General features: G+C 72.3%; 26 protein-coding genes. 12 read left to right on the top strand and 14 right to left on the bottom strand.

Going from position 1 to position 24,529, the window contains the following annotated elements:
* Window positions 1-122: 122 nt before the first annotated feature.
* Window positions 123-830: a ZIP family metal transporter gene (locus ACFQPP_RS03400; RefSeq protein WP_376915109.1), complete on the top strand. Its 708-nt coding sequence runs from the start codon at window positions 123-125 to the stop codon at window positions 828-830.
* Between the two features lie 45 nt (window positions 831-875).
* Here ACFQPP_RS03400 and ACFQPP_RS03395 read toward each other — a convergent pair whose 3' ends face one another.
* Window positions 876-1,823: an AEC family transporter gene (locus tag ACFQPP_RS03395; protein ID WP_376915108.1), complete on the bottom strand. Its 948-nt coding sequence runs from the start codon at window positions 1,821-1,823 to the stop codon at window positions 876-878.
* Window positions 1,824-2,027: 204 nt separating this feature from the next.
* The gene (locus ACFQPP_RS03390; protein WP_376915107.1) at window positions 2,028-2,321 is read right to left on the bottom strand and encodes a hypothetical protein; all 294 of its coding nucleotides are present in this window, start codon (window positions 2,319-2,321) and stop codon (window positions 2,028-2,030) included.
* A gap of 329 nt (window positions 2,322-2,650) precedes the next feature.
* Here ACFQPP_RS03390 and ACFQPP_RS03385 point away from each other — a divergent pair, with 329 nt between their 5' ends.
* Both ACFQPP_RS03385 and ACFQPP_RS03380 read left to right on the top strand, forming a co-directional pair.
* Complete coding sequence (locus ACFQPP_RS03385; RefSeq protein WP_376915106.1) at window positions 2,651-3,010, top strand: MarR family winged helix-turn-helix transcriptional regulator; 360 nt, start codon at window positions 2,651-2,653, stop codon at window positions 3,008-3,010.
* A gap of 77 nt (window positions 3,011-3,087) precedes the next feature.
* On the top strand, window positions 3,088-3,285 hold the full coding sequence (locus tag ACFQPP_RS03380) for a hypothetical protein (RefSeq protein WP_376915105.1): 198 nt from the start codon (window positions 3,088-3,090) through the stop codon (window positions 3,283-3,285).
* A gap of 71 nt (window positions 3,286-3,356) precedes the next feature.
* On the opposite strand, the gene ACFQPP_RS03375 is transcribed toward ACFQPP_RS03380, so the two are convergent.
* Window positions 3,357-3,692 (bottom strand): hypothetical protein, encoded by a 336-nt coding sequence (locus ACFQPP_RS03375; protein ID WP_376915104.1) that lies wholly within the window; start codon window positions 3,690-3,692, stop codon window positions 3,357-3,359.
* 162 nt (window positions 3,693-3,854) lie between these two features.
* On the opposite strand from ACFQPP_RS03375, the gene ACFQPP_RS03370 reads away from it, so the two are divergent.
* The gene (locus ACFQPP_RS03370; protein WP_376915103.1) at window positions 3,855-4,103 is read left to right on the top strand and encodes a hypothetical protein; all 249 of its coding nucleotides are present in this window, start codon (window positions 3,855-3,857) and stop codon (window positions 4,101-4,103) included.
* A gap of 2 nt (window positions 4,104-4,105) precedes the next feature.
* Here ACFQPP_RS03370 and ACFQPP_RS03365 read toward each other — a convergent pair whose 3' ends face one another.
* Both ACFQPP_RS03365 and ACFQPP_RS03360 read right to left on the bottom strand, forming a co-directional pair.
* A complete protein-coding gene (locus ACFQPP_RS03365) occupies window positions 4,106-4,597 on the bottom strand; it encodes a MarR family winged helix-turn-helix transcriptional regulator (protein ID WP_376915102.1) in 492 nt (163 codons plus the stop codon).
* A gap of 136 nt (window positions 4,598-4,733) precedes the next feature.
* On the bottom strand, window positions 4,734-5,678 hold the full coding sequence (locus tag ACFQPP_RS03360) for an NADP-dependent oxidoreductase (RefSeq protein WP_376915101.1): 945 nt from the start codon (window positions 5,676-5,678) through the stop codon (window positions 4,734-4,736).
* A gap of 42 nt (window positions 5,679-5,720) precedes the next feature.
* On the opposite strand from ACFQPP_RS03360, the gene ACFQPP_RS03355 reads away from it, so the two are divergent.
* Window positions 5,721-5,849 (top strand): hypothetical protein, encoded by a 129-nt coding sequence (locus tag ACFQPP_RS03355; RefSeq protein ID WP_376915100.1) that lies wholly within the window; start codon window positions 5,721-5,723, stop codon window positions 5,847-5,849.
* On the opposite strand, the gene ACFQPP_RS03350 is transcribed toward ACFQPP_RS03355, so the two are convergent.
* The 3 genes from ACFQPP_RS03350 to ACFQPP_RS03340 are packed head-to-tail and all read right to left on the bottom strand — an operon-like array spanning window position 5,846 to window position 7,643.
* Window positions 5,846-6,442, bottom strand: coding sequence for a DUF3618 domain-containing protein (locus ACFQPP_RS03350; protein ID WP_376915099.1), 597 nt, complete (start codon window positions 6,440-6,442; stop codon window positions 5,846-5,848). The two genes, ACFQPP_RS03355 and ACFQPP_RS03350, sit on opposite strands and share 4 nt — an antisense overlap.
* Window positions 6,439-6,858: a phage holin family protein gene (locus ACFQPP_RS03345; protein WP_376915098.1), complete on the bottom strand. Its 420-nt coding sequence runs from the start codon at window positions 6,856-6,858 to the stop codon at window positions 6,439-6,441. Before ACFQPP_RS03345 ends, ACFQPP_RS03350 begins: the two co-directional genes overlap by 4 nt.
* Window positions 6,855-7,643: a hypothetical protein gene (locus tag ACFQPP_RS03340; RefSeq protein ID WP_376915097.1), complete on the bottom strand. Its 789-nt coding sequence runs from the start codon at window positions 7,641-7,643 to the stop codon at window positions 6,855-6,857. The genes ACFQPP_RS03345 and ACFQPP_RS03340 overlap by 4 nt, the downstream gene beginning before the upstream one ends.
* 248 nt (window positions 7,644-7,891) lie before the next feature.
* On the opposite strand from ACFQPP_RS03340, the gene ACFQPP_RS03335 reads away from it, so the two are divergent.
* Window positions 7,892-8,971 (top strand): YihY/virulence factor BrkB family protein, encoded by a 1,080-nt coding sequence (locus ACFQPP_RS03335; RefSeq protein ID WP_376915096.1) that lies wholly within the window; start codon window positions 7,892-7,894, stop codon window positions 8,969-8,971.
* Between the two features lie 92 nt (window positions 8,972-9,063).
* On the opposite strand, the gene ACFQPP_RS03330 is transcribed toward ACFQPP_RS03335, so the two are convergent.
* Window positions 9,064-10,947, bottom strand: coding sequence for a glycogen debranching N-terminal domain-containing protein (locus tag ACFQPP_RS03330; protein WP_376915095.1), 1,884 nt, complete (start codon window positions 10,945-10,947; stop codon window positions 9,064-9,066).
* Window positions 10,948-11,076: 129 nt separating this feature from the next.
* On the opposite strand from ACFQPP_RS03330, the gene ACFQPP_RS03325 reads away from it, so the two are divergent.
* Genes ACFQPP_RS03325 through ACFQPP_RS03310 form a run of 4 tightly spaced genes read left to right on the top strand, consistent with a single transcriptional unit; the run spans window position 11,077 to window position 15,317 of the window.
* Window positions 11,077-12,087: a LacI family DNA-binding transcriptional regulator gene (locus ACFQPP_RS03325; protein ID WP_376915094.1), complete on the top strand. Its 1,011-nt coding sequence runs from the start codon at window positions 11,077-11,079 to the stop codon at window positions 12,085-12,087.
* Complete coding sequence (locus ACFQPP_RS03320) at window positions 12,084-13,316, top strand: extracellular solute-binding protein (protein ID WP_376915093.1); 1,233 nt, start codon at window positions 12,084-12,086, stop codon at window positions 13,314-13,316. Before ACFQPP_RS03325 ends, ACFQPP_RS03320 begins: the two co-directional genes overlap by 4 nt.
* Before the next feature lie 4 nt (window positions 13,317-13,320).
* The gene (locus ACFQPP_RS03315; RefSeq protein WP_376915092.1) at window positions 13,321-14,487 is read left to right on the top strand and encodes a carbohydrate ABC transporter permease; all 1,167 of its coding nucleotides are present in this window, start codon (window positions 13,321-13,323) and stop codon (window positions 14,485-14,487) included.
* Window positions 14,484-15,317 (top strand): carbohydrate ABC transporter permease, encoded by an 834-nt coding sequence (locus ACFQPP_RS03310; protein ID WP_376915091.1) that lies wholly within the window; start codon window positions 14,484-14,486, stop codon window positions 15,315-15,317. The genes ACFQPP_RS03315 and ACFQPP_RS03310 overlap by 4 nt, the downstream gene beginning before the upstream one ends.
* Window positions 15,318-15,366: 49 nt before the next feature.
* Here the strand turns inward: ACFQPP_RS03310 and ACFQPP_RS03305 are convergent, their stop codons facing one another.
* From ACFQPP_RS03305 to ACFQPP_RS03285, 5 genes are all read right to left on the bottom strand, one after another.
* Window positions 15,367-15,816 (bottom strand): hypothetical protein, encoded by a 450-nt coding sequence (locus tag ACFQPP_RS03305; protein ID WP_376915090.1) that lies wholly within the window; start codon window positions 15,814-15,816, stop codon window positions 15,367-15,369.
* Between the two features lie 173 nt (window positions 15,817-15,989).
* A complete protein-coding gene (locus ACFQPP_RS03300) occupies window positions 15,990-18,755 on the bottom strand; it encodes a DUF5979 domain-containing protein (RefSeq protein WP_376915089.1) in 2,766 nt (921 codons plus the stop codon).
* A gap of 126 nt (window positions 18,756-18,881) precedes the next feature.
* Window positions 18,882-19,529: a hypothetical protein gene (locus ACFQPP_RS03295; protein WP_376915088.1), complete on the bottom strand. Its 648-nt coding sequence runs from the start codon at window positions 19,527-19,529 to the stop codon at window positions 18,882-18,884.
* Between the two features lie 89 nt (window positions 19,530-19,618).
* Window positions 19,619-20,179: a response regulator gene (locus tag ACFQPP_RS03290; protein ID WP_376915087.1), complete on the bottom strand. Its 561-nt coding sequence runs from the start codon at window positions 20,177-20,179 to the stop codon at window positions 19,619-19,621.
* A gap of 23 nt (window positions 20,180-20,202) precedes the next feature.
* On the bottom strand, window positions 20,203-21,414 hold the full coding sequence (locus tag ACFQPP_RS03285) for a sensor histidine kinase (protein ID WP_376915086.1): 1,212 nt from the start codon (window positions 21,412-21,414) through the stop codon (window positions 20,203-20,205).
* Between the two features lie 159 nt (window positions 21,415-21,573).
* Between ACFQPP_RS03285 and ACFQPP_RS03280 the strand changes: the two genes are divergently transcribed.
* Window positions 21,574-22,095: a hypothetical protein gene (locus ACFQPP_RS03280; RefSeq protein WP_376915085.1), complete on the top strand. Its 522-nt coding sequence runs from the start codon at window positions 21,574-21,576 to the stop codon at window positions 22,093-22,095.
* Window positions 22,092-24,323: a carbon starvation CstA family protein gene (locus tag ACFQPP_RS03275; RefSeq protein ID WP_376915084.1), complete on the top strand. Its 2,232-nt coding sequence runs from the start codon at window positions 22,092-22,094 to the stop codon at window positions 24,321-24,323. The genes ACFQPP_RS03280 and ACFQPP_RS03275 overlap by 4 nt, the downstream gene beginning before the upstream one ends.
* The last annotated feature ends 206 nt before the right edge of the window (window positions 24,324-24,529 follow it).

The following is a 24,529-nucleotide window of genomic DNA, read 5'->3' as shown; positions in this document are numbered from 1 at the left end:
CGGCCCCTCGCGCGTGTCGACGCCGAGGCGACGGGCGCGACGCGACGTCGCCGCATCCGCTGCCAGGGCCTTGCACGCGGGCGGCGCGCAGCGCAGGCTCGTCTGCGGTGGAGGGAGCCCGCATGCTCGAGAGCCTGCTGTGGGGAGGCGTCGCGGCCGCGTCGCTGCTCGTCGGCGCGGCGCTCGCGCTGCTGCGGCGGTGGAGCGACGCCGCGCTCGGGTCGGTGCTCGCGTTCGGGGCGGGCGCCCTCATCGCGAGCATCGCGTTCGAGCTCGCCGAGGAGGGCTTCTCCGTCGGCGGGGCGGTGCCCGTCGCGATCGGGCTCGCGCTCGGCGCCGGCGCGTTCTTCGGCGCCGACCGGCTCGTGCGACGGATCGGGGCGCGTTCGTCGCAGGGCGCGGCCGGGCTGCCGCTCGCGGTCGGCGCATTGCTCGACGGCGTGCCCGAGCAGGCGGTGCTCGGCATCGGCATCGCCGCTGGTGACGGCGTGAGCGCGGCCCTCGTCGTCGCGATCGTCGTCTCGAACCTGCCCGAGGCGATCGGCTCCTCCGCCGACATGCTGCGCGCCGGGTCGTCGCGTGCGCATGTGCTGCTGCTGTGGAGCGCCGTCGCGATCGCATGCGTGCTCGCGACGCTCGTCGGCACGCTCATCGCGGATGCGGCGAGCCCGGCGGTGCAGGCGGGCATCGATGGCTTCGCAGCGGGTGCGCTGCTCGTCATGCTCATCGACGCGATGGTGCCCGAGGCGCGCGAGAAGGCGAAGGACTGGGCAGGCCTCGCGACGGTGCTCGGCTTCGCGATCGGCGCCGGTCTGTCGCTGCTCGGCTGAGCCACGGGCGCCGACGCGGCCGCAGCGGGTGCGGCCGCGCGAGCCTCAGCCCAGCGCGCCCGCCGCGAGCACCGCCAGCGGGCAGGCGAGCACGGTCGTCGTCAGCACGATGGTGCGCACGACGCCGCCGACCGACGTGTACGACGATGCGATGGCGTACATGTTCTGCGCCGAGGGCAGGCAGGCGATGACGACGAGCGCGAGCAGCTCGAGCCCGTCGACGCCGAGGAGCAGCCCGAATCCGAGCGACGCCGCCGGCAGCAGCAGCAGCTTGCCGATGAGCGGCAGCACGACGATGGCCGTCTCGGTGCGTAGCGGCGCGAGCGGCCGCGCACCGCGCAGCGACATGCCGAACGCGAGCAGGAGCATGGGGATCGACGCATCCGCGAGCAGGTCGAAGGGCATGAGCACGGCGTCCGGGATGACGGTGCCCGACAGCATGACGGCGGCACCCACGATCGCCGCGGGCACCACGGGGGTCGCGAACGGGCGCAGCGCGCGACGCCACCACGGCTGCCGACCGCCGTCGTGCGACGCGGCGGTGGCGATGCCCATCGTGACGGGCGCGAGCACGAGCACCTGCAGCAGGATCGTCGGCGCGAGGAACGACGTCGTGCCGAGGATCGAGGTCGCGAGCGGTATGCCGATGTTGCCGGAGTTCGTGAACCCGGTCGACGTCGCGAGCACCGCGACCGCCGTGGGCGAGCGACGCACGCGAGCCTGCGACAGCAGCGCCCCGGCCGTCACGACGATCGTGAGCGCGATGGGCGCGATGGTCGCGAGCGTGTACGTCGACAGCAGCACGCTCGGGTCGGCGCGCGCGAGCACGACGAACGTGAGGCCCGGCATGCCGACGAGCAGGGTGAGGCGGTTGAGGATGCGCTCGGCCTCGGGCCCGACGACGTCGAGGCGACGCACGAGGTAGCCGATGGCGATGACGACGGAGACGCCCGCGAACGCGAGGGCGGCGTTCGCCATGTTCTCGAGGTCCACGCGGGACGCCTCCGGTCCGTCGCGGGCTGGTGCCCCTCGATCCTGCCAGTCGGCGCGCCCGGGCCGACCGCGGTGGGAGCGACGTCGGCGCGGCGTCGGCTCGCGTCCGTGGGGATGCACGACGAAGGGGCCGGGCAGCGATGCTGCCCGGCCCCTCGTGCCTCCGCGACCGCGGGCGATGCCGCCGGCGGCGTGCGGATGGGGTCAGCGGCCGTCGACGCCCTGGGTGCGGTCGTGGCCCTTGTGGACGCCGGCCTTCGCGAGGCCGCGGCTGATGATGTAGGCCGCGGTCACGCCGGCGACGTACATCCAGGCGTGGTCGGCGCCGAAGCCCTGGCCGTCGTCGCCGTTGTCGACGACTGCGGCTGCGATGAGGATCGCGGCGGACACGACCAGCCAGACGTAGAACTCGGTCGTCTTCAGCGCGGACTTCGTCTCGCTCCAGCCGCGGTGCACGACGGTGTCGGTGCGGGCGGGGGTCGCTGCGGTGCTTGCCATGATGTCTCCTGATGCTCGGGGGCCGCGAGTGCTTCTGCGGCTCGTCCCTTAGTCTGACACCAAGTTGCTAACCAGGTTAGTTTCCTACATTCGGTTGCATCTCTCCGGGAGCCGTGTCACACTGCGGACGCGCATGGAATGCAGGCGAGGATCGTCCCTGAGCGCGACCGGATCGGAGCACCATGGAGGACACGACGCCCACCGGCCCGCTCCGGCCCATCACGCTCCGGCACGCACGCTCCGCCGCGGGAGCCGAGGCGATCGCGCACCTGACCTCCTTGAGCGCCAGCGTCCGAGAGGCTGACGAGCGTGCGCTGCAGGCGCTGCAGATGCGCTCCCTCGACGCGCTGGCGCTGTCGCACCTCGTCGAGGCCGAGCAGGCCGGTCAGCGCCTCAGCCCGTCGCAGCTCTCGCGCCTGCTGAAGGTCTCGACGGCAGCGATCACGAAGCTCGTGGATCGACTCGTGGCCGCAGGACGCGTCGAGCGCCGGCCGAACCCGCGCGACCGACGCGGCGTCGTCCTCGCCCCCGTCGGATCCGCGATCGAGGACGTCGCCACCGCGTACGGCCACGTGCACACGCCCGTCGTGGATGCGATCGACGAGCTCACCGACGAGGAGGCCGCCGTCGTGGGGCGCTTCGCGGCGCGACTCGCCGAGGCGCTCCAGCGCACGGCGCTGCAGACCTGAGCGGCGCGACCCGCCCGCCTGCCTCGCGACGACGCGCACGCTGGCCTCGAGCCGCCCCACGGGCGTACCGTGCCAGCATGAGCAACGCAGCCCTCCCCTTCGGCACGCCGTCCGAGCCCGGCCTCGACCCTCTCGAGGATGCGATCGAGCAGGCGCTCGCCGAGGCCGGCCTCCGCGCAGGCGGCGCGGGCGAGACGCAGGCGCTCGCCGGCGACGAGCCCGAGCCGTCGGCAGCGGACGCGGGCGACGTCGCGGCGCCCGCAGACGCCGACTGACGCGACCGCGGCGGACGCGATCCGCCAGCGCGGCGGACGCCATCCGCGCCCCGGGCGATCGGCGCGCCGGGTCAGAGCACCGGCGCAGCCTCCCCGGCCGCGATCCTCGCGGCATCCTCGCGCGAGAGGAGCACGAGCCCGCGTGGCGTGTTCGACATCTCCGCCAGCACGCGCAGCCATTGCTCGTCGAGCCGGTGCACCCGCGAGCTCGAGAACGAGTACTCGATGGGGATGGCGGGCGACGCCCACAGCGACACGCGACCGGATCCGGCGTGCAGGTCGACGACCCAGGAGATGAGGAAGCACTCGTGCCTGCGCAGCTTCGCGGTGGCCACCGCGCGCACGTGCGCCAGCAGGTCGTCGTCCATCTCGTACGTCGTGGAACCCGCGTAGATCAACCTGCCCATGATGCGACGGTACGACCGAGACGCCGAAGTGGTTCACGACGTGCACCATCTTCGGGCCGCCGCCGACCCGATCCTCCCCATCTCCTGGCGCAGCCGCTCCGAACAGATGGTTGGAGGGAGGCACGCGTGGGGACGTTCCGCTGCGACGGTCGCGTCGAGCCGATGCGCGACGTCGACCTCGCCCACCTCGAGCGAACCATCGTCGAGACGCTGCTCGAGCGCGGTCGCGTGCTCGTCACGGTCGTGGATGGCGACGGGCGCCATCCCGTGCCGTATCCCATCGGTCGTGCATCGGTGCTGCAGTTCGAACGCGACGCGCTCGTCGACGTCGACGTCGACGAGGATCGGATCGCGATCATGCGGCAGGTGGCGCGCGATGACGCGGGCATCCTCGCGCCGCGCGCCGGCTGAGCTCAGGAGGCCCGGTCCTGCTGGCCGTCCGCGAGCCGCTGCGTGCGCAGGTCGACGAGCTCGCACAGGCGCTCGAGGAAGGCGACGACGGTGTCGGCGTCGTGCTGCGACAGCTCGTCCGCCATCCGTCGGATGTCGTCGGTGAGGTCGTCGTCGCCGTCGAGGTGGTCGTTGCGGTCGACGGGCAGCAGGATCTTGCTGCGGCCGTCGACCGGGTGCGGGCGCACCGTCACGAGCCCCTCGGCGAGGAAGCGTGCGACGAGCGCGGTGATCGCGGAGCGCGACAGCCCGATGAACTCGCCGAGCTCGCTCGGCGTCGCCGGGTCGTCGTTGTCGGCACGCTCGAAGACGAACCGCAGCGCGGCGCGCTCGATGGGGCTCGGCTCCGCCGACGACTCCCGCCTGCGCTCGAGGCGGGCCTCGGCGAGTCGGAGCCGTTCCACGGCCTCGGCGACCGGGTGCAGCACGTGCTGTCGGCGCGGCGTCTCATCCATGGTTGCCTCCCTCGTCGAGCATGCTCATCGCAGGTCACCGCCTCTGCCCCGTGGCGCGGCGCACGCGGATGTGCATCACGCACGCCGGCACCCGCCCGCGATGCGCGCGGGTGCCGGGGCGCGGGCGGTCGCGCGGTCAGGGCACGAGCACGATCTTGCCGCGCACGGCGTTCGCGACGTTGAGACGCTGCGCCTCGACCGCATCCGCCAGCGGCATCACCTGTGCGATCTCGACGTCGAACGAGCCCTGCGCCATGCGCCCGAGCACCACGTCGTACGCCTCGTGGCGCAGCGCGATCGTGCGCTCCGAGAGCGGCTCGGGCTTGCCGCCGAGCCATCCCTGCACGCCGAGCGCGGCGGCCGCCTCGCTCCACACGATCGTGCCGATGCGGTGCGGATCGGCGACGAGCTGCGCCGACACCGCCATCGACTCCTCGCTGCCGACGCAGTCGTAGACGACGTCGACGCCGCCGGGAGCGACCTCGCGCACGCGGTCGAGCAGGCCCGGCCCGTACGCGACGGGCGTGGCACCCAGCTCGCGCACGCGATCGTGGTTCGCCTCGCTCGCCGTCGCGACGACCGTCGCCCCCTGCAGCACGGCGAGCTGGATCGCGGCCTGGCCGACGGCGCCGGAGCCCGCGTGGATCAGGAGCGTCTCGCCGGCGCGCAGCTCGAGCTCGACGAGCCCCTGGTACGCCGTCGAGGCGGGGATGCCCATCGCGGCGCCCTGCTCGAACGACACGCCCTCGGGCAGGCGATGCAGCTGCTGCGGGGTCGCGACCGTGTGGGTCGCGTACGCACCGGCGGCGCCCTGCACGACGACGCGATCGCCGACCGTCCAGCCCTCGACGCCCTCGCCGACCTCCACGACCTCGCCGGCCGCGTCGCCACCCGGCACGCGGGGCGTCGTGATCTCGCCGGACGGGCGAGCGCCCGAGCGCAGCTTCGAGTCGAGCGGGTTCACGCCGGCGGCGCGCACCGCCACCACGATCCGGCCGGCATCGGCGTCGGGCTGCGGCACCTCCACGAGGTGCATGACCTCGGGCTCGCCGAACTCGGTGTACTGGATCTGCTGCGCCATGGCGTCGCTCCTCGTCTCGGTGTCGGCACCAGTCTGGCGCGGATGCCGTCGCCTCGGCAGGGCGCCGTCGCGCTCGACGAGGCCGTCGGCGTCGCGGTGGGCGCCCTGCGGCGCGCACGAGCGAAGGGGCCGACGGCGACCGTCGACCCCTCCACCGCGTGGCACCGCTAGCGCTGCGTCTCCCCCTGCACGGCGTCGCGGGCGTCCTGCGCGTCGGAGCGCACGCTCTGCGCCTCGTCGGTCGCGGTCGAGCGCACCGACTCCGCCGCGTCGCGCGCCGTCTCCTGCACGGCCTGCGCAGCCTCCTGCGCGGGCTCCTTCAGGTCCTCGGCGAGGCCCTGGGCGACGTGCTTCGCCTCGTCGATCATCGGCTCGGCAGCCTCCTTCGCCTGCGCGGCGAGCTGCTTCTCCTTGTCGCTCGCAGGGACGAGCGAGGCGAGGAGGAGCCCGGCGCCGAAGGCGATGAGCCCGACGGCGACGGCGTTGCCCTGCGCCTTCTCGGCTGCCTTGCGAGGCGCGTCCGAGAGCGAGTCGCCCGCGGAGCCTGCGGCGCCGTGCACCGCATCCTTCGCGTCGGACGCCGCGCCGAAGACGCGGTCCTTGACGCCCTCGAAGCGGCCTCGCAGCTTCTCCTTCTCGCGGTCGACGACCTTCGAGGGCGTGACCTTGTCGGCGAGCGCATCGACGTCGAGGCCGAGCTCGGAGCGCGTGCGCTCGATGTTCGCGCGGATCTCGTCCGGATCGGACGTGTCGTAGGTGCTCATCGGTTCTCCTCGTTCTTCTTGACGGTGTCCGGGATCTTCTTCAGCGAGTCGACGGTCTGCGGCATGCCCTCGACCTCCTTGAGCTTCGAGCGCCCGACGGCGAACAGGATGCCGGCGACGATGCCCCAGAGGACGGCGACCACGACGCCCGACCAGCCGTTGCCGATCAGGGTGCCGAGCGCCCACCAGAGCGCGATCGAGAGGAACAGCACGGCCATGGCGCCGGCGTATCCGGCGCCGCCGAGCAGCCCGGCGCCCTTGCCCGCGCGGCTGGCGGACTGCTTCAGCTCGGCCTTCGCGAGCTCGACCTCCTGACGCATGAGCGTCGAGATGTCGCGAGAGACCTCACCGAGCAGGTCGCCGAGCGACGTGCTCGCGGCCTTCTCCTCGGAGGGGGTGTGGTGCGGATCCGTCATGGCCGCGACCCGTCGTCGAACGGCGAGCCCTGACCGGGTGCCGGGGGCGGGGGCACGACCGGCGTCGCGGGTGCCGCATGGGCTCCGCCTGCCGGAGGTGCGTACGTGGGCGTGCCACCGAGGCCCGAGCCGGGCACGGTGCCGCTCGCCTCGTAGCCCGACGTGGCGGGCACGGTGGTGGCACCGGCCGCGGGCACGGGGGCCGCTGCATGCTGCGCGGGCGAGCCCATCGCGGCGCTCGCCTCTCGCTCGTCCTTCGCCTCGCTCGCGAGGCTGCGGATGAGACGTCCGCCGACGAGGCCGGCGACGGCGCAGATCGCGATGAAGGTGCCGGGCTTGCGCCTGGCGAAGCGCTTCACGTCGTCGAGCACGTCGGCGGGCTCACGGCTCTCGAGCCACGAGGCCACGCCGCTCGCGCGGGTCGCCAGCATCGAGACGAGCTCGGAGGCGATGCCCTGCTGCTCCGACGACTGCGCCATGCGGTCGAGGTCGCCGCCGATGCCGTGGAGGCCCTCGGCAGCGCGTGCCTGCTGCGTGCTGGCCTGCTCCCGCAGCTGCGCCGTCGTCTCGGAGTAGAGCGCCTTCGCCTGCTGCTTCGCCTCGCTGGCGACGCCCGCCGCCTCGGCCTTCGCCGTGCCTGCGACGGTGCGCGCGGAGTCGGCAGCCGATCCGCCGAGCTGCGATGCCTGCTGCTTCGCGGTGTCGGCGACGTCGCGAGCCGTGTCGGCTGCGCCCGCGCCACCAGCACCCGGCTGCGGCGGGTGGGTGGAGGATGCGTCAGTCATGTCGTGTCCTTTCCGCATGTGGTGGAGCACGATCCGTCGCACTCCAGGGGGCCAAGACTGCGCCGGAGGCGCTCGTCCGGTCATGCCCGTGTCGCGGATCGCCCCGAGGGGCTACCATCGCCGCGCGACGCCGTGCGGCCGACGTCGCAGGTACCACACGGAGCCCCTGCGGCGCATCGGCCTTCTGCTGCCGGCGCCTGTCGCGGATCGTCGCACGTCGCAGGGCGAGCTGCGACGAGGGGACGACCATGGCCGAGCGACGCGACACGACGACCGACGACGCGAAGGCACGGCGGCGCGACGAGCCGTCGCCCGACGACGCTCGCAAGCCCGACGACCCCACCGACGTCGCGGCACCCGCATGGGGCTACGTCCTGCGGCGCACGCTCGCCGAGTTCTCGAAGGACCGCTGCACGCATCTCGCGGCGGCGCTCACGTACTACGCGCTGCTCTCGCTCTTCCCGGCGATCCTCGCGCTCGTGTCGACGCTCGGGCTCTTCGGGCAGAGCCAGCAGACGGTGGATGCGCTGCTCGGCATCGTCGAGTCGGCGGGCGGCAGCGGCGTCGCCGACACGCTGCGCGATCCCCTCACGCAGCTCGCCGAGTCCCCGGGTGCGGGGCTCGCCTTCGTCATCGGGCTCGCGGGAGCCATCTGGTCGGCCTCCGGCTACGTCACGGCGTTCGCGCACGCGATGAACGTCATCTACGAGGTCGAGGAGGGGCGTCCGATCTGGAAGCTGCGCCCCATCATGCTCGCGATCACGGTGCTGCTGCTGCTCATAGCGATGATCATGGCGCTGCTGCTCGTCATCTCGGGCCCGGTCGCCGAGTCGCTGGGCGACGCGCTGGGGCTCGGCGAGGTCGCCGTGACGGTGTGGAGCATCGCGAAGTGGCCCGTGCTCGTCGCGTTCGCGGTGCTGCTCATCGCGGTGCTGTACCACGCGACGCCGAACGTGCAGCAGCCGAAGATGCGGTGGATCAGCCCCGGCGGCATCGTCGGCCTGCTCGTGCTGGCCCTCGCGTCGCTCGGCTTCTTCTTCTACGTCGCGAACTTCAGCAGCTACGACCGCACGTACGGCAGCATCGGCGGCGTCATCGTGTTGCTGCTGTGGCTGTGGATCGTCAACCTCGCGCTGCTCGTCGGCGCCGAGTTCGACGCCGAGCTCGAGCGCGGACGCCAGCTGCAGGGCGGCATCGATGCCGAGGAGGACATCCAGCTGCCGCCGCGCGACACCCGCCAGATCGAGAAGCAGCAGCGCAAGGACGAGCGGCTCGTCGAGCAGGCGCGCGAGCTGCGCCGCACGAAGGGTCGGCAGCGCGACGACTGACCCCGCGGCGCGGCCCTCCGTCGCGACGCAGTGGCTCGACCGGCGACCTCCGCAGCCGCCGCGGCGCGTCGCGGCACGAGCGGGCCGCCGGGTCAGCCCGCGAGCGCCTCGACCACGGGCAGCACCGCCGCGGCGCTCCACGCCTGCGGGCGGCAGGAGGCGGGATACGCGACGGGCGCGGGCAGGTCGTCGCCGGAGAGGAGCTCGGGCATGCGCCACGAGAACGCCTCCGCCGCGTCGAGCAGTCGACCCGCGAGCGCGGCGGCCTCCGCGCGCAGCCCCGCACGCAGCATCCCCTCGATCACGACGCCCGTGTCGTGCGGCCACACCGAGCCGCAGTGGTACGACAGCGGCCAGAACGCGCCCTCGTCGGATGCCATGGTGCGCAGGCCCCAGGGGGTCGCGAAGGCCGGCGACACGAGCTGCGCGGCGAGCAGCGCCTCCTCGTCGGCGGTGAGGATGCCGGTGCCGATGCACTGCCCCATGTTCGACGTGCGCGAGTCGACGGGCACGCCCTCGCCGTCGAGCGCGATGGCCAGGAGGCGGCGGCCGTCGCGCTCGACCCAGAACCGGTCGCGGAAGCGCTCGGCGAGGTCGTCCGCCCATGCGCGCCACGCGTCGCCGGCGCCGTCGCCGTCGAGGGCGTCGAGCAGGCCGGCACCCAGCACGGCGGCCTCGTGCGCCTGCGCCTGCACCTCCGCGAGCGCGATCGGCCCGTCGGCGATGCGGCCGTCGTGGAAGCGGATCGAGTCGCCCGAGTCCTTCCACCCCTGGTTCGCGAGCCCGGTGCCGAGCTCGTCGCGGTAGTGCAGGAAGCCCGTGCCGCCCGGGTCGCCGCAGTCGCGCATCCACGCGAGGGCCGCCTCGAGCGTCGGCCGCAGCGCGCGCACGTCGTCGAGCGACACGGCGCCCGCCGCGCGCGCGCGCCCCAGCAGCACGACCCACAGCGGCGTCGCGTCGACGGTGCCGTAGTACACGGGCGGCAGCACGATGCCCTCGCCGGGCATCGTGAAGACCCCGTCGCGGATCTCGTGCAGGATCTTGCCGGGCTGCTCGGCGGATGCGGCATCCACCCGCCGCCCCTGCAGCCGCGCGAGCGTGCGCAGCGTGCCGAGCGCGAGCCCGCGGTCGACGGGCAGCAGCAGGCGGGCCGCGATGAGGGCGTCGCGCCCGAAGAGCGTCAGGAACCAGGGGGCGCCTGCTGCGAGGAAGGGCTCGTCGCCGTGCTCGGGGCGGGTCATGACGAGCGCGTCGAGGTCGGCGAGCGCGAGCCGCGCCCAGCGATCGAGCCTCGCGTCGCCCGTCGCGGGCACGCGAGCGAGCACCGCGTCGCCGCGATGCGGTGCGACGACCTGTCGCGCATCCGACATGCGCATGCGCAGCGCCACCTCGGTCGAGCCGCCCGCGGGCACGTGCACCGCCCACGAGAGCGACGCCGTGCGGCCGAGCACCGCGACCTCCGCGCCGGAGGCGTCGAGCTCGAGCGTGCGGGATGCGTGGGTCGCGACGACGGCGTCGGCGCGCGCCTCGACGGCCGGTGCGGCCGTGCCGGGTGCTCCGGACTTCACCGACTGCAGGTCGTCGGCGGAGAGCGCGACGACGAACGTCACGGTCGTGTCGACGTGATGGTCGAGCGCGTTGTCGAGGGCGACGTGCTCGACGACCTCGCCGGGCGTGACGACGCGTCTGCGGGCGACGCGCACGCGCGGATCCGGCGTCGCCCCGTCGTCGACGCCGCGTGCGACCGCGTGGAAGACGGCCTCGGATGCGGTCGCCGAGGCCCCGATGGGCTCGGGCACCTCGCCGCCCACCTCGACGTGCAGCGCGTCGACGAGCCTCGCGTCGCCGTGGAAGACGCCGTGGATCGGCATCGCGCCGAGGTCGCCCGTGGGCGCCGACCAGACCTGCGTGGGGGCGTGGAGCACGACGAGCTCCTCGTGCAGCAGCGGCTGCCTGCCGTGCGCGCTGTGGGTCACCGTCGACCTCCGGATGTCTGGGGCTGGCGTGCATGAGAGACCGTACGCTACGGTGCTTGGAACGATCAAATGGATCGATCGAATCTCCGTCGCGACGGCGGGATGCGATGCACGAGGAGGTGCGGGCAGATGGGAGCGACGCTCAGCGACGTGGCGGCGAAGGCCGGTGTCTCGCGACAGACCGTGTCGAACGCCATCAACACGCCCCGCATCGTGCACCCCGCGACGCTCGAGCGCGTCATGGCTGCCGTCGACGAGCTCGGCTACGCCCCGAACCTCCACGCCAGACGCCTGCGCACGTCGGCGGCCCGCACGATCGGCATCCGCCTCGAGCGCCACGACGACGGCATCCACGGCGTCCTGCTCGACCGATTCCTGCACGCCGTCACCGAGCAGGCCGCCGGCCTCGACCGCCACGTGCTCGTCTTCACCGCCGACGACGCCGACGGCGAGGTCGCCCAGATCCGCTCGCTCGCGCAGCGCAGCCTCGCCGACGCGTTCATCCTCACCTCCACCGACCACCGCGACCGCCGCATCGACGCGCTCGCCGCCGCCGGCATCCCGTTCGTCGCGTTCGGTCGGCCGTGGGACGAGGGCGCGGCCGAGCACGCATGGGTCGACGTCGACGGCCGCGCAGGCACGCGGGAGGCGACCCAGGCGTGCCTCGCGAGCGGCGAGCGCGTCGCCTTCCTCGGCTGGCCGACCGGCTCGGGCGCCGGCGACGAGCGCCGCGCCGGCTGGCGCGACGCCATGGAGGCCGCAGGCCTCCCCACCGACCTCGACCGAGCCGTCGTCGACGACCCGGGGCTGGCCCAGGACGCCGCGGCCGAGCTGCTCGCGGCCGGCGCGACGAGCATCGTCTGTGCCTCCGACACCCTGGCCCTCGGCGCCATCGGAGCCCTCGCGCGCGCCGACGCATCCGCACCCGTCGTCGGCTTCGACGACACGGGCGTCGCAGCCGGGCTCGGCTTCTCGAGCGTCGATCAGTCGCTGCCCGACGTCGCGAGCGCCGTGCTCGAGCTGCTGCACGGCGGGCCCGCCCACCGACTCGTGACCCCGCGCCTGCACCGGCGCGCACATCCACGCTGGGGACTCCCGGCACAGCGGTCGGCGCATGCCGACGGAGAGGTTGCATCATGATGCATCGCAGGAGGCAAGGACGCGCCCTGCAGGTCGCAGGGGTCGCCGGCATCGCGGCGCTCGCGCTCGCAGGCTGCTCGGGTGGCGGAGGCGGCGGCAGCAGCGACGAGCCGCTGCAGATCCTCATCGGCTCGTCGGGCGACGCCGAGACCGCAGCCGTCGAGGAGGCCGTCGCGGCGTGGAGCGAGGAGTCGGGCGTCGACGCCGAGGTCGTCGTCGCGTCCGACCTCGGCCAGGAGCTCGCGCAGGGCTTCGCCGGCGACATCCCGCCCGACCTCTTCTACATGTCGTGGGATCAGTTCCAGACGTACGCCGCCGACGACTACCTCGAGCCGTATGCGGCCGGCCTCGACAACGCGGGCGACTTCTACCCCGCGCTCGCCGACGCCTTCTCGTACGACGGCGAGCTCGTCTGCGACCCGAAGGACTTCTCGACCCTCGGCCTCGTCATCAACACCGACCTGTGGGCGGCGGCGGGGCTCACCGACGCCGACGTGCCCACCGACTGGGAGTCGCTCGCGACGGTCGCGCAGCGCCTCACGACCGGCGGCACCGTCGGCCTGTCGATGGGCGCCGAGTACGCGCGCGTCGGCGCGTTCATGGAGCAGGCGGGCGGCGGCCTCCTCACCGACGGCGAGGTCACGGCCGACAGCCCCGAGAACGTCGAGGCGCTCACCTACCTGCAGGGCCTGCTCTCCGCGGGCTCGCTCGCATGGCCCGCCGACCTCGGCGCCGGCTGGGGCGGCGAGGCGTTCGGCAACGGCCAGGCCGCGATGGTCATCGAGGGTCCCTGGATCGCGGGCGCGCTCGAGAACGACTTCCCCGACGTGCAGTACCAGGTCGTCGAGCTCCCCGAGGGCCCCGCAGGCCCCGGCACCTTCACCTTCTCGAACTGCTGGGGCATCCCCGAGGGCGCCGACACGGCCGAGGACGCGGCGAGCCTCGTCGAGTTCCTGACGAGCGACGAGCAGCAGCTCGCCTTCTCCGACGCGTTCGGCGTCATCCCGTCGACGGAGTCCGCAGCGGCGACCTACGCCGAGACGTATCCCGAGAACGCGGCATTCGTCGCCGGTGCCGAGTACGCCGTGAGCCCCATCGCCTTCCCGGGCGCCTCGGAGGTCGTCGGCGAGCTCAACACCGTCGTGCCGACCCTCGCGACCGCCGACCCGCAGGAGATCCTCACGACCCTGCAGGGTCAGCTCGAGGACGCCTACGCAGAGGTGGAGTGACCGCATGACCTCGCGTGCTCCCGCGACGGCGCGGGCGCGGCGTCGCGGGAGCACGCGCGGCGGCGAGACGGGTGCGGGCTGGCTGTTCGTCAGCCCCGCCCTCGTCATCGTCGGCGTGTTCCTGATCGCGCCGATCCTGCTCGCGCTGTGGGTGTCGTTCACCGACTGGAACGGCCGCAACTCGCCCCTGCTCAACGACCGCGTCGACGTCATCGGGCTCGACAACTACGCCGCGATCACCACCGAGGATCGCCTGACGCGCGACCTGTTCGGCAGGGCGCTGCGCAACAACCTCTTCTACGTGCTGCTCGTCGTGCCGCTGCAGACGGCGCTCGCGCTCTTCCTCGCCGTGCAGGTGAACCGGAGGCTGCTCAAGGCGAAGGGCTTCTTCCGCACCGCCTTCTACTTCCCCTCCGTGACGTCGTCGATCGCCATCACGGGCGTCTTCCTCTTCCTCTTCCAGGCGTCGGGTGCCGTGAACGCCGTGCTGTCGTGGCTGCAGGTCGACGGCCCGAACTGGATGGCCGATCCCCGCGGCCTCGTCCACGTCGTCGTCGGCGCACTCGGCGGCGGGCAGCCAGGCGGATGGGACGAGCCCGGATTCCTGGGCGTCAGCGCATGGGAGTGGGCGGCGGGCCCGTCGGTCGCGCAGTGCGTGCTCATCGTCATGGCGGTCTTCACGACGTCGGGCACGTTCATGCTGCTCTTCCTCGCGGGCCTGCAGTCGATCGGCGCCGAGGTGGGCGAGGCGGCGATCATGGATGGCGCGAGCCCGCGCCAGGCGTTCTTCGGCGTCACGCTGCCCATGCTGAAGCCCGTGCTCTTCACGGTGCTGACCCTCGGCCTCATCGGCACGTGGCAGGTCTTCGACCAGGTGTACCTCACGCGCGGCACGCCCGCGGCGGCCACGCTCACGAGCCCTGCGTACATGGCGTACGACCAGGCGTTCACCGAGAACGAGCCCGGCATCGCCGCGGCGATCGCCTTCGTGCTCTTCCTCATCATCATCGCCTTCTCGCTGCTGCAGCGGTTCGTGCTGCGCGATCGCGACGAGCCGTCGACGCCGTTCTGGCGACGCGGCCCCCGCACGATCGCGAGCGCCGACGGCGGCGTCGCGCAGGGCACCGCCCGGCTGAGAGCCGGGCCCACCGAGAAGGGGGTCGGAGGATGAGGCAGCGCCTCAGCGCCGGACTCGTCGCCGGCTACGTCGTGCTGGTGCTGCTGGCCGTCGCCTACCTGTACCCGTTCCTCATCTCGGTCGCGTCGTCGTTCAAGACGGATGGCGAGGCGGTCGCCGAGCCCCTGTCGCTCATCCCGCAGACGCCGACGTTCGCCGCCTACGAGCGGCTCTTCACCGGCACCGACATCGGGCTGTGGGGCGTCAACTCCGTCATCGTCACGCTGTGCGTGACGGTCGGTCGCGTGTTCTTCGACTCGCTCGCCGGCTACGCGCTGTCGCGGCTTCGGTTCCGGGGGCGCTCGGCGGTCTTCGGGCTCTTCATCGGCGTCATGGCCGTGCCCACGGTGGTGCTCATGGTGCCGAGGTTCCTCGTGCTGAAGGAGCTCGCGCTCTACGACACGTACGCGGGCATGATCATCCCGCTGCTCGCCGACGCGGCCGGCATCTTCATCATGAAGCAGTTCTTCGACGCCATCCCCGTGTCGATCGAGGAGGCGGCGCGCATCGACGGCGCCGGCGTGTTCCGCACGTTCTGGTCGGTGACGCTGCCGATGGCGTCGCCGGCGCTCGTCACGCTCACGATCCTCTCGTTCCAGGGTTCGTGGAACGAGTTCGCGCACTTCGTGATCTCGCGGCAGAGCCCGGAGCTCAGCACGCTGACGACGGGCGTCGCGTCGCTCGTGTCCGGCCAGCTCGGCGCCGGGAGCCAGTTCCCGTTGAAGCTGGCGGCCGCGGTGCTGATGACGATCCCCGTCGCGGTCGTGTTCTTCATCTTCCAGCGCCGCATCATGTCGACGACCGAGGGGGCGGAGAAGGGGTAGAGGCGGCCACGATCGCTCGTGGCCGCCTCTGGTCGTGCGCCGTCGCGGGTCAGCCGCGGCTGAGGGACAGGCTGTACGCCGTCCCGCCGTCGCTGCCGATGCCGCTCAGCTGCATCGACGCGAGGTCGGCGGCGCCCGTGTAGACGATGTCGACGAACGAGCCGTCGTCGCGGTTCTGGATCTCGGTGATCGTCATGGTGAGCGTGCCGTCGACGACGACCCACACGTCGGAGGGAGAGTCGAATGCGTCGCCGTTGAAGTCGGCGAAGTCGACGGTGCCGTCGGCGTTCAGCGTGAACGTCACGTCGGCCACCATCGGGTCGGAGCCCGTCCAGGTGGTGCCCGCGAGGGCCGTGTCGCCCTCGCTCTCGGTCTCGACGACGACGGACTCGGTGGGAGTGGACGAGGCGCTCGGGGTGCTCGAGGGGCTCGAGCACGCGGCGAGCGCGAACGCTGCGAGGGCGGCCGCGAGGATGGCGACGGGGCGTGCGATGGTCATGGTCGTGTGTGTCCTTTCGGTGCGCGCAAGGGAGGCGCCTGGGCGAGGCTACGAGCCCGATCCCGCCTGGATGCGGCGCTCGGCGACGATCGTCGACCGCAGGTGACACGGAGCCGGCGAACGCAGCAGCGGCGGTGGCGAATCCGCCACCGCCGCTGCTGTCGAACGGGTCGCTACGCGGTCGTCGATCGACGACGTGCCACGAGCGCGCCGGCGAGGATGAGCGCCGCAGCGACGGCGAGCGCGCCCACGAGCAGCTCGGCACCGGTCCGCGGGAGCGCGCCGGAGCCGCTCGACGCGGGGCCGCGCACGCCGGAGCCGCTCGATGCCTCGTCGGTCGGGGCGGGGGCGGTCGGCGTCGGGTTCGTCGTGATGGTGTTCGTCACCACGACGACCTCGAGCGCCTCCTCCGAGCCGATGACGACCGTGCTGGTCGACAGGCGTGCGGACTGCCACGTCGCCCCCTGGACGGCTGCGGGAGCCGCCTCCGTGAGGGTCACGACCGCCCCGATGGGCAGCGCGGGCGACGTCGCGACCGTGCCGTCGGCCGACAGGGTGAGCGAGCCGGATCCGGCGGCGAAGCCCGTGCCCGCCGGGTAGGCGTAGTCGAGCGTGAAGGTCGCGTCGTCGGCGACGAGCGCCGCACCGCTGCCGGTGACGACCTTCGACGCCGAGAACGTGCCCGTGCCGAGGGTGAGCTCGTTCGTCACCGTGACGGTCGCGCTCTCGCCCGTGCCGATCGTGAGCGTGGACGTCGAGAGCACGGGAGCGCTCCAACCCGCGTCCTCGACCGGGGCGGGCGTCTCCTCGACCAGGGTGACGACCGCGCCCACCGGCAGCGCCGGCGAGGTCACGACCGTGCCGTCGGCAGGCAGCGTGAGCGAGCCCGATCCGGCGGGGAAGCCCGTGCCCGCCGGGTACGAGTACGTGAGCGTGAACGTCGCGTCGTCGGGCACGAGCTCGGCGCCCGAGCCGGTGACGACCTTCGACGCCGAGAACGTGCCCGTCGCGAGGGTGATCGTGTTGGTCACCGTGACCGCCACGGGCGTGCCCGAGCCGATCGTCACCGTCGACGGCGAGATCACCGGCGTGCCCCAGGACGCGTTCGCGACGGCCGCGGGGGTCGCCTCCGACAGCGTCAGGACCGCGCCGATCGGCAGCGCCGTCGACGTCGCGACGGTGCCGTCGGCGAGGAGCGTCAGCGAGCCGGAGCCCGCGGCGAAGCCCGAGCCGGCGGGGTAGGAGTACTCCAGCGTGAACGTCGCGTCGCCCGGCACGAGCGCCGCACCCGTTCCCGTCACGACCTTCGACGCGGTGAAGGTGCCCGTCGCCAGCGTGATCGTGTTGGTGACCGTGACCGCCACGGGCGTGCCCGAGCCGATCGTCACGGTCGACGGCGAGATCACGGGCGTGCCCCACGATGCGTTGCCGATCGCCGCGGGAGTCGCCTCCGACAGCGTGAGCACCGCGCCGAGCGGCAGCGCCGTCGACGTCGCGACGGTGCCGTTCGCGAGCAGGGTGAGCGAGCCGGAGCCCGCCGCGAAGCCCGTGCCCGCGGGGTAGGAGTAGCTCAGGGTGAACGCCGTGTCGCCGGGCACGAGCGAGGCGCCCGAGCCGGTCACGACCTTCGACGCCGTGAACGTGCCCGTCTGCAGCGTCGCCTGGTTGGTGAGCGTGACGTTCGTGGTCGTCGCGCCGACGATGGCGAACGTGTTCTGCGAGTAGATCGGCGCCGACCACGTCACGTTCGACGGCGAGGTGGGCGTCGTCTCGGTGATCGTGACGATCGATCCCGTCGGCAGGTCGGCGCTCGTCCACGTGCCGTCCTCGACCACGCTGAAGGTGCCCTGCGTCACGACGCCCGATGGCGTCGTCGCGGTGTACGTCCCGGTGAAGGTCAGACCCGGCACGGGCGTGCCGCCGCTCCAGATGACGTCCTTCGAGATGCGGAACCGCCCGACGTTCTCACCCTCGCCGGTGCCGCCACCGCCCTGTCGGGCGACCGAGGTCGCGACCGTCTGGGAGGCCTGGCCCTCGATCGCGACGTCTGCCTCGTTCGTGTAGTCGGTGCTGCCGCCGTCGTCGGTCGTGTCGACGGAGAAGACGACCTTGTAGAACCAGCCGGGCTGCGACTCGAAGGTCGCGACCGTGTCGCCGTTGGCGTCGACGGACACCTGCAGGCCGGCCTGGGCCGGCAGGAACTGGAAGTTGATCGGACCCGTGGCATCGACCTGGTTCGTGCCCTGGAGTCGGACGCGCGGCGCGCCGCTCTCGAGGACCGGAGCCTGGTTCGGGCCGAGTCGGTCGACGACGGTCACGGTCTCGCCGCCCACCATGCCCGTCGCGGGTGCCTTCACGACCACGTACCAGTCGATCGCGTCGGTCGCGGCGAAGTACTCGCCGTACTTCGAGGTGCCGATGCCCGTGAACACGCAGTCGGGGCACGGGTTCACGGGGGGCGTGACGGTGACGGTCGTCGTGAGCCCCTGGCCGAAGTCGTAGGTGACCTGGGTGTTCTGGGTGACGGTGGTGTTCACGTACACGTCGAAGAAGAACGTGCCGCTGACGTTCAGCGGGTTCGCCGTCAGGTAGGCCGGGTCGATGTCGCAGTAGATCTGGGTGCCGGTGACGGTGCACTGGCCCATCGCGATGCCCTGCGGGTCGAGCAGGGGGAAGCTGTCGGTGAAGCCCAGCAGCGCGGGCGGCAGATCGACCGAGAAGCCTGCCGGCGACGGGGCGTTGTCGGGCAGCGACCAGGTGCCGGTCAGCTCGGCGCCCGCCTGGGAGGCGATCGTCGACTGCGTGAACGTGAGCGAGTCGACGCTCGCGGTCGACGTGTACGGCGGCGCGGCGACGGCGGCGGGTGCCGCGATCAGCGTCACGAACGCGACCGCCGCCGCGGTGATGATGGCGCCGACGCGAGTGCGCCAGCCTTGCAAGGTATTCACGAGCCTGCCTCCAAGGAGCTCAGCGCGAACGGATGCGCTCGCTGTCGATTGAGAAAGGTGAGGGGTCGTCACCTCTCGAGGACGATAGCGAGATGGAGCACGCGCTCCGCCCGAGCGTCAGACAGCGTCAACCACAGGTGACAAGAGACCCGCTGCGGCGTACCCCGAACCGTCGAAGCCCCGCGCACCGGAGCCGTGCCTCGCGACCTCGTCGAGCGCGGCGTCGCGAGCCTCGCGGACCGCGTCGCGCAGCCACCCGAGGGCCTGCGCGAGCATCGCGGCATCCCCCTCGGGGTCGAGCGCGAACGCCGCGTGCACCATGGCGGCATGCAGTCGCACGACCTGCGTCGTGCGGCGGCGATCGCTGTTGCCCATCGCGAGGTGCAGCGAGCGGGCCAGCGCCCACCACCACGCATCGCTGTCCTCGCCGCCGGGCCGGAGGTGCCGCATCGACGGACGGAGGCGGTACAGCGACGCGACCGCGTCGTGGAAGAGATCCTCGGACGCGACGTCGCGATGCTGCAGCAGCACGGCCTGGTTGATGCGATCGAGCATCCGCCTGCCGTTCTCGGCCCGGACGGCGACGATGATGTGCACGCGATCCGCGAAGTGCCGGTACACCGAGCCGATCGTCGCGCTCGTGTCGCCGTCGAGCAGGAGCCCGGTGGTGAACCGCTCCGCGCCGACGTCGCCGATGATGCGCTCGGCGGCCTCGACGATCTCGCGGCGCGACACGGCGGGCGGTGGGGTGATCTCGACGCTCACGATGGCTCCTCGACTCTGGCGTGCGCTCAGTGTCGCGACCGCGCCGCGGCCGGGAGGCGCTTCTCGAGCGGTTCATCAACCTCGGTTGACTACTGTGCCCCGCGTTCGTTGAGGAGGTTCGCGAGCTGCACGCGGTTGTCGACGTCGAGCTTCGTCATGACGCGCGACACGTACGTCTTCACCGTGTTGACGCTGAGGTTCAGCTCCCTGCTGATGTCGGCGTTGTTGGCGCCCGTCGCCACGAGGTTGGCGACGACGGACTCGCGATCGGTGAGCACGCGCCGCGTGCGGTGCCCGCCATGGGGAGGCGATCCGACGATGACGTCGCGCAGATGGCCCGCCGGCGCGGTCTTCGGCACGAACGCATCGGCGCCGGCGTTGCGTGCGTGGTCGCCGAACTCGGCGCCCACCGTGCTCGACATCAGCACGATCCGCACGTCGGGATGCCGGTCGCGGATCGAGGCGATCATCGCGACGCCGTTCAGCGTGCGCATCCGCACGTCGCTCAGGATGACGTCGACGGGCGTGCGCGCCAGCTCCGGCAGCACCTCGGCGCCGTCCGACGCCTCCGCCTCGACCGAGATCTCGGGCATGGAGCGGAAGAGCAGGCGCAGGCCGACGCGCACCAGCGGATCGTCGTCGACGATCATCACTCGAACCTGCGGCGCCATCGTCAGCGATCGACGGGGAGCATGAGGTTCACGGCGAATCTCGACTCGTCGGCGGTGATGGTGAGCTCGCCGCCCAGCAGCCGCGCGCGTTCGCGCAGCGCCACGAGCCCGATGCCGGTGGAGATGATGCACTCCCGGGGCACGAGCGGGCGATCGTTCACGATGTGCGCCTCGAGCAGGTTCGGCTCCTCCATCTGCACGGTGATCGACACCGTGCCGTCTCGGCCGTGCTTGAGCGCGTTCGTCGTGCACTCGGCGAGGAAGTCGCCGACCGTCACGGTGACCTCGGCCGGTGCCGCGGCCAGCGCACCGAAGTCGATGTCCTGCTCGAGCGTCATCGATGCGTGGCGCGCGGCGTGCGCGAAGCGCTGCAGCAGCGCGCCGAGGTCGCGTTCGGGCTCGCTGGCGGCGTCGGGCTCCGAGTGCAGCGTCGTCAGGATCTTCTCCAGATCCTCGGCGATGCCGTCCGTGGCCCGCAGCAGGTCGGTCGTCGTGTCGTCGATCTCCTGGTCGCTCAGCAGTCGCTGGTGCTGCAGCACCGACCCGTAGATGTGCACGACCGCCAGGTGGCGTCCGATGCTGTCGTGCAGCACGTGCGCGATGCGGAGCCGCTCCTGCGCGCGCACCTCGGCGACCTCCACGGCATGGTGCTCCTGCGCGGTCGCGACCTGGAGGTCGGCGGCCTCGCGGCGCGCGCTGATCCTGCCGAGCGCCGCACCCGACGCCGCCGACCCGACGACGGTCAGCGCGTAGACGAGTGCGATGACGGCGACGTCCCCCGCGGAGCGCTCGGGCCCCAGGAGGAGCACCCACACGCCGACCTGCACGACGCAGGTCAGCACGGCGCCGACGTTGATCGCCACCTGCTGCCGCGCGCTGCCGTAGACGCCCGCCAGGAACAGCAGGCTCAGCATCGCGGGGATGCCGACGAGCGACGCCGCGTTGCCCGCGAGGACGAGGACGGCCGCGAGGGCGAGCGACGAGCGATGCAGGGGCAGCGCGGCGGACGCCAGGAGCCCAGCTCCCAGCGCGAGCACCCACTGCTCCGGGGTCGCGGCGGCGTGGGTGAGGATCGTGAACATCGCCACGCCGAGGCCGAGGATGCCCACGACGAGCAGGGCGGTCGCTCGAGGCGACGTGCGATAGGTGCGGTCGTTGATGCTCAGCCCCCTTGCTGCGCGACCCTGCTCCGCCCGTTGCTGGGTTTTGCTCATCGTGCGGCCTCGATGACCACGTGTCAATGCTCCGTGCGAACTCCACTGTGCGCCTCGCATGGGCGCCGAGCCCGGCGCTCGAGCCGAACACTCAACCGAAGTTGACAGATTCGATGCTCGACGGCCGCCCGAGGACCTCCTCGACCTAGCGTCTGGCGCATGTGCGCATCCACGACGATGGGGGCCGGTGCCGACGCCGCCCTGGACGCCGACTCGCCCTTCACCGACTTCCTCGAGCCGCCGCGCTTCGACGTCAGGCTCCGAGGCTTCCGCGACCGCCTCATCGACGCTCGGCGCTCCCACCCGGACGCAGCGGGCTCGCTGGAGGACCTCGTGCGCGTGCTCGTGGCCTCCTACCGCGACGATGCGGTCTTCCGCGAGGCGATGTCCGTGCTGCCCCACGCGGTGAGCCTCGGCCACTCGCGCGCCGACGCCGTGCTCGCCGTCGTCGAGGGGTGCAGCTCGGGGCCCGTCGACCTCGCCGCCGCACGCCGCATCCTCGCCCTCGTGCACGCCGCCTTCTCGCCGTGCGAGTGGCTCGCGCCCGACGACCTGATCGCAGCGGCCGTCGCCGTCGCGCGCGACGCCCACGCGTCCGCCTTCCCCGACGCCCACGATGCGATCCGACCGACCCCTCCCTCCCTTCCCCGCACACCAGCACCAGGAGACATGTCCGCATGAGCACCAGCACCGACACGCGCGACCGCGCGCTGCCACCCGTCGCCATCCCGATCACCCGCACCCGATGGACGCCCGCGAAGATCGCGCTGTGGGCGGGCATCGCCCTGCTCGGCGGCGTCGCCTGGACGATGCTCGCGCTCGTGCGCGGCGAGACGGTGAATGCGATCTGGTTCGTGTTCGCGGCGGTGTGCACGTACCTGATCGGGTATCGGTTCTACTCGAAGGTGATCGAGCGGCGCATCGCGAGGCCGGACGATCTGCGGGCGACGCCTGCGGAGCATCTGGCGAACGGGAAGGACTTCGTGCCGACCGACCGTCGGGTGCTGTTCGGGCATCACTTCGCGGCGATCGCGGGCGCGGGTCCGCTCGTGGGCCCGGTGCTGGCGGCGCAGATGGGGTACCTGCCCGGCACGATCTGGATCATCGTGGGCGTCGTGCTCGCCGGTGCGGTGCAGGACTACCTGGTGATGTTCTTCTCGATGCGACGCGGCGGCAGGTCGCTGGGGCAGATGGCGCGCGACGAGCTCGGCCGCGTCGGCGGGACGGCTGCGATCGTGGCGACGCTGCTCATCATGATCATCATCACCGCGATCCTCGCGCTCGTGGTGGTGAACGCGCTCGGCGAGAGCCCGTGGGGCGTGTTCTCGGTGGCGATGACGATCCCGATCGCGCTGTTCATGGGCGCGTACCTGCGGTGGATCCGGCCGGGCCGGATCACCGAGGTCTCGATCATCGGGTTCGTGCTGCTCATGGCCGCGATCATCGGCGGCGGCGCCGTCGCCGAGACCCAGTGGGGCCAGGACGTCTTCACCCTCGACCGCACCACCATCGCCTGGGGCATCATCGTCTACGGCTTCGTGGCAGCCGTGCTGCCCGTGTGGGTGCTGCTCGCGCCGCGCGACTACCTCTCCACCTTCATGAAGATCGGCGTCATCGTTGCGCTGGCTGCGGCGATCGTCATCGTGCGCCCCGAGATCGAGGTCCCCGCGTTCAGCGAGTTCGCCGGCGGCAGCACCGGTCCCGTGTGGGCGGGGAGCCTGTTCCCGTTCCTGTTCGTGACGATCGCATGCGGCGCCCTGTCGGGGTTCCACGCGCTCATCTCCTCGGGCACGACGCCGAAGATGGTCGAGAAGGAGCGCCAGACGCGGTTCATCGGCTACGGCGGCATGCTCATGGAGTCGTTCGTCGCGATCATGGCCCTCGTCGCCGCCCTGTCGATCGACCGCGGCGTCTACTTCGCCATGAACGCCTCGGCGGCGGCGACCGGCGGCACCATCGAGGGCGCCGTCGCCTTCGTGAACGGACTGGGCCTCACCGGCGTCTCGGTCACGCCCGAGCTGCTGCAGGGCACGGCGGATGCCGTGGGCGAGGAGTCGATCGTGTCGCGCACCGGTGGTGCGCCCACGCTCGCGCTCGGACTCGCCAACATCATGCAGCAGTGGATCGGCGGGGCGTCGATGATGTCGTTCTGGTACCACTTCGCGATCATGTTCGAGGCGCTGTTCATCCTCACCGCCGTCGACGCGGGCACCCGCGTCGCGCGCTTCATGCTGCAGGACTCCATCGGCAACGTCGCGAAGCGCTTCAAGGACACCTCCTGGAGGCTCGGCGCCTGGATCTGCACCGCCATCATGGTCGCCGGCTGGGGCGCCGTCCTCCTCATGGGCGTCACCGACCCCCTCGGCGGCATCAACACCCTCTTCCCCCTCTTCGGCATCGCCAACCAGCTGCTCGCCGCCATCGCCCTCGCCATCGTCCTCACCATCGTCGCCCGCCGCGGCACCTGGCGATGGCTCTGGATCGTCGCCCTGCCGTTGGCGTTCGTGACCGTCATCACCGTCACGGCGTCGATGCTGAAGATCTTCTCCCCCGTCCCCGCCGTCGGCTACTGGGCCAACCACATGGCCTTCCGCGACGCCCTCGCAGCCGGCGAGGAGTCCTTCGGCACCGCAGGCACCGTCGAGGCCATGGAGGCCGTCGTCCGCAACACCGCGGTCCAAGGCACCCTCTCCATCATCTTCGTCAGCCTCGCGATCATCGTCATCACCACCAGCGTCATCGCCGTCACCCGCGCCTACCGCACCCGCGAGATCATCGACCGCGAAGACCCACCCACCCCCTCCCACCGCTTCGCACCCGCCGGCATCATCGCCACCAAGGAGGAACGCGAGGTGCAGCGCCTCTGGGACGCGCTGCCCGAGGACCAGCGCCCGTCTCGCGGGCACTGACGACCAGCTGACGGACGCTCCGCGTCGCACGTCAGCCGCGATGCCGACCGCGTCGCGCGCGATGGCCTTCACGAGGGGGTCTGCCATCGCGCGCGGCGCGGTCGTCCGTCGTCCGTCGTCGACGACGCGGGCCGACGGCCCGCCCATGGACGTCTCGAGCGGACGTGGACGGCAGGCGGCGGCGCCGCCACGACGTGAGGCAGGGG

This window comes from Agrococcus sp. GCM10030265 (assembly GCF_042666675.1).
Taxonomy (GTDB): domain Bacteria; phylum Actinomycetota; class Actinomycetes; order Actinomycetales; family Microbacteriaceae; genus Agrococcus.
This window is presented reverse-complemented; position numbering and strand designations above follow the sequence as displayed.

Excerpts from the sequence above, each read along its gene's own strand:
- ACFQPP_RS03400 (WP_376915109.1), top strand. The coding sequence starts at position 123 with ATGCTCGAGAGCCTGCTGTGGGGAGGCGTCGCGGCCGCGTCGCTGCTC.
- ACFQPP_RS03390 (WP_376915107.1), bottom strand. The coding sequence starts at position 2,321 with ATGGCAAGCACCGCAGCGACCCCCGCCCGCACCGACACCGTCGTGCAC.
- ACFQPP_RS03385 (WP_376915106.1), top strand. The coding sequence starts at position 2,651 with ATGCGCTCCCTCGACGCGCTGGCGCTGTCGCACCTCGTCGAGGCCGAG.
- ACFQPP_RS03380 (WP_376915105.1), top strand. The coding sequence starts at position 3,088 with ATGAGCAACGCAGCCCTCCCCTTCGGCACGCCGTCCGAGCCCGGCCTC.
- ACFQPP_RS03375 (WP_376915104.1), bottom strand. The coding sequence starts at position 3,692 with ATGGGCAGGTTGATCTACGCGGGTTCCACGACGTACGAGATGGACGAC.
- ACFQPP_RS03370 (WP_376915103.1), top strand. The coding sequence starts at position 3,855 with ATGCGCGACGTCGACCTCGCCCACCTCGAGCGAACCATCGTCGAGACG.
- ACFQPP_RS03365 (WP_376915102.1), bottom strand. The coding sequence starts at position 4,597 with ATGGATGAGACGCCGCGCCGACAGCACGTGCTGCACCCGGTCGCCGAG.
- ACFQPP_RS03360 (WP_376915101.1), bottom strand. The coding sequence starts at position 5,678 with ATGGCGCAGCAGATCCAGTACACCGAGTTCGGCGAGCCCGAGGTCATG.
- ACFQPP_RS03355 (WP_376915100.1), top strand. The coding sequence starts at position 5,721 with ATGCCGTCGCCTCGGCAGGGCGCCGTCGCGCTCGACGAGGCCGTCGGC.
- ACFQPP_RS03350 (WP_376915099.1), bottom strand. The coding sequence starts at position 6,442 with ATGAGCACCTACGACACGTCCGATCCGGACGAGATCCGCGCGAACATC.
- ACFQPP_RS03345 (WP_376915098.1), bottom strand. The coding sequence starts at position 6,858 with ATGACGGATCCGCACCACACCCCCTCCGAGGAGAAGGCCGCGAGCACG.
- ACFQPP_RS03340 (WP_376915097.1), bottom strand. The coding sequence starts at position 7,643 with ATGACTGACGCATCCTCCACCCACCCGCCGCAGCCGGGTGCTGGTGGC.
- ACFQPP_RS03335 (WP_376915096.1), top strand. The coding sequence starts at position 7,892 with ATGGCCGAGCGACGCGACACGACGACCGACGACGCGAAGGCACGGCGG.
- ACFQPP_RS03325 (WP_376915094.1), top strand. The coding sequence starts at position 11,077 with ATGGGAGCGACGCTCAGCGACGTGGCGGCGAAGGCCGGTGTCTCGCGA.
- ACFQPP_RS03320 (WP_376915093.1), top strand. The coding sequence starts at position 12,084 with ATGATGCATCGCAGGAGGCAAGGACGCGCCCTGCAGGTCGCAGGGGTC.
- ACFQPP_RS03315 (WP_376915092.1), top strand. The coding sequence starts at position 13,321 with ATGACCTCGCGTGCTCCCGCGACGGCGCGGGCGCGGCGTCGCGGGAGC.
- ACFQPP_RS03310 (WP_376915091.1), top strand. The coding sequence starts at position 14,484 with ATGAGGCAGCGCCTCAGCGCCGGACTCGTCGCCGGCTACGTCGTGCTG.
- ACFQPP_RS03305 (WP_376915090.1), bottom strand. The coding sequence starts at position 15,816 with ATGACCATCGCACGCCCCGTCGCCATCCTCGCGGCCGCCCTCGCAGCG.
- ACFQPP_RS03290 (WP_376915087.1), bottom strand. The coding sequence starts at position 20,179 with ATGATCGTCGACGACGATCCGCTGGTGCGCGTCGGCCTGCGCCTGCTC.
- ACFQPP_RS03285 (WP_376915086.1), bottom strand. The coding sequence starts at position 21,414 with ATGAGCAAAACCCAGCAACGGGCGGAGCAGGGTCGCGCAGCAAGGGGG.
- ACFQPP_RS03280 (WP_376915085.1), top strand. The coding sequence starts at position 21,574 with ATGTGCGCATCCACGACGATGGGGGCCGGTGCCGACGCCGCCCTGGAC.
- ACFQPP_RS03275 (WP_376915084.1), top strand. The coding sequence starts at position 22,092 with ATGAGCACCAGCACCGACACGCGCGACCGCGCGCTGCCACCCGTCGCC.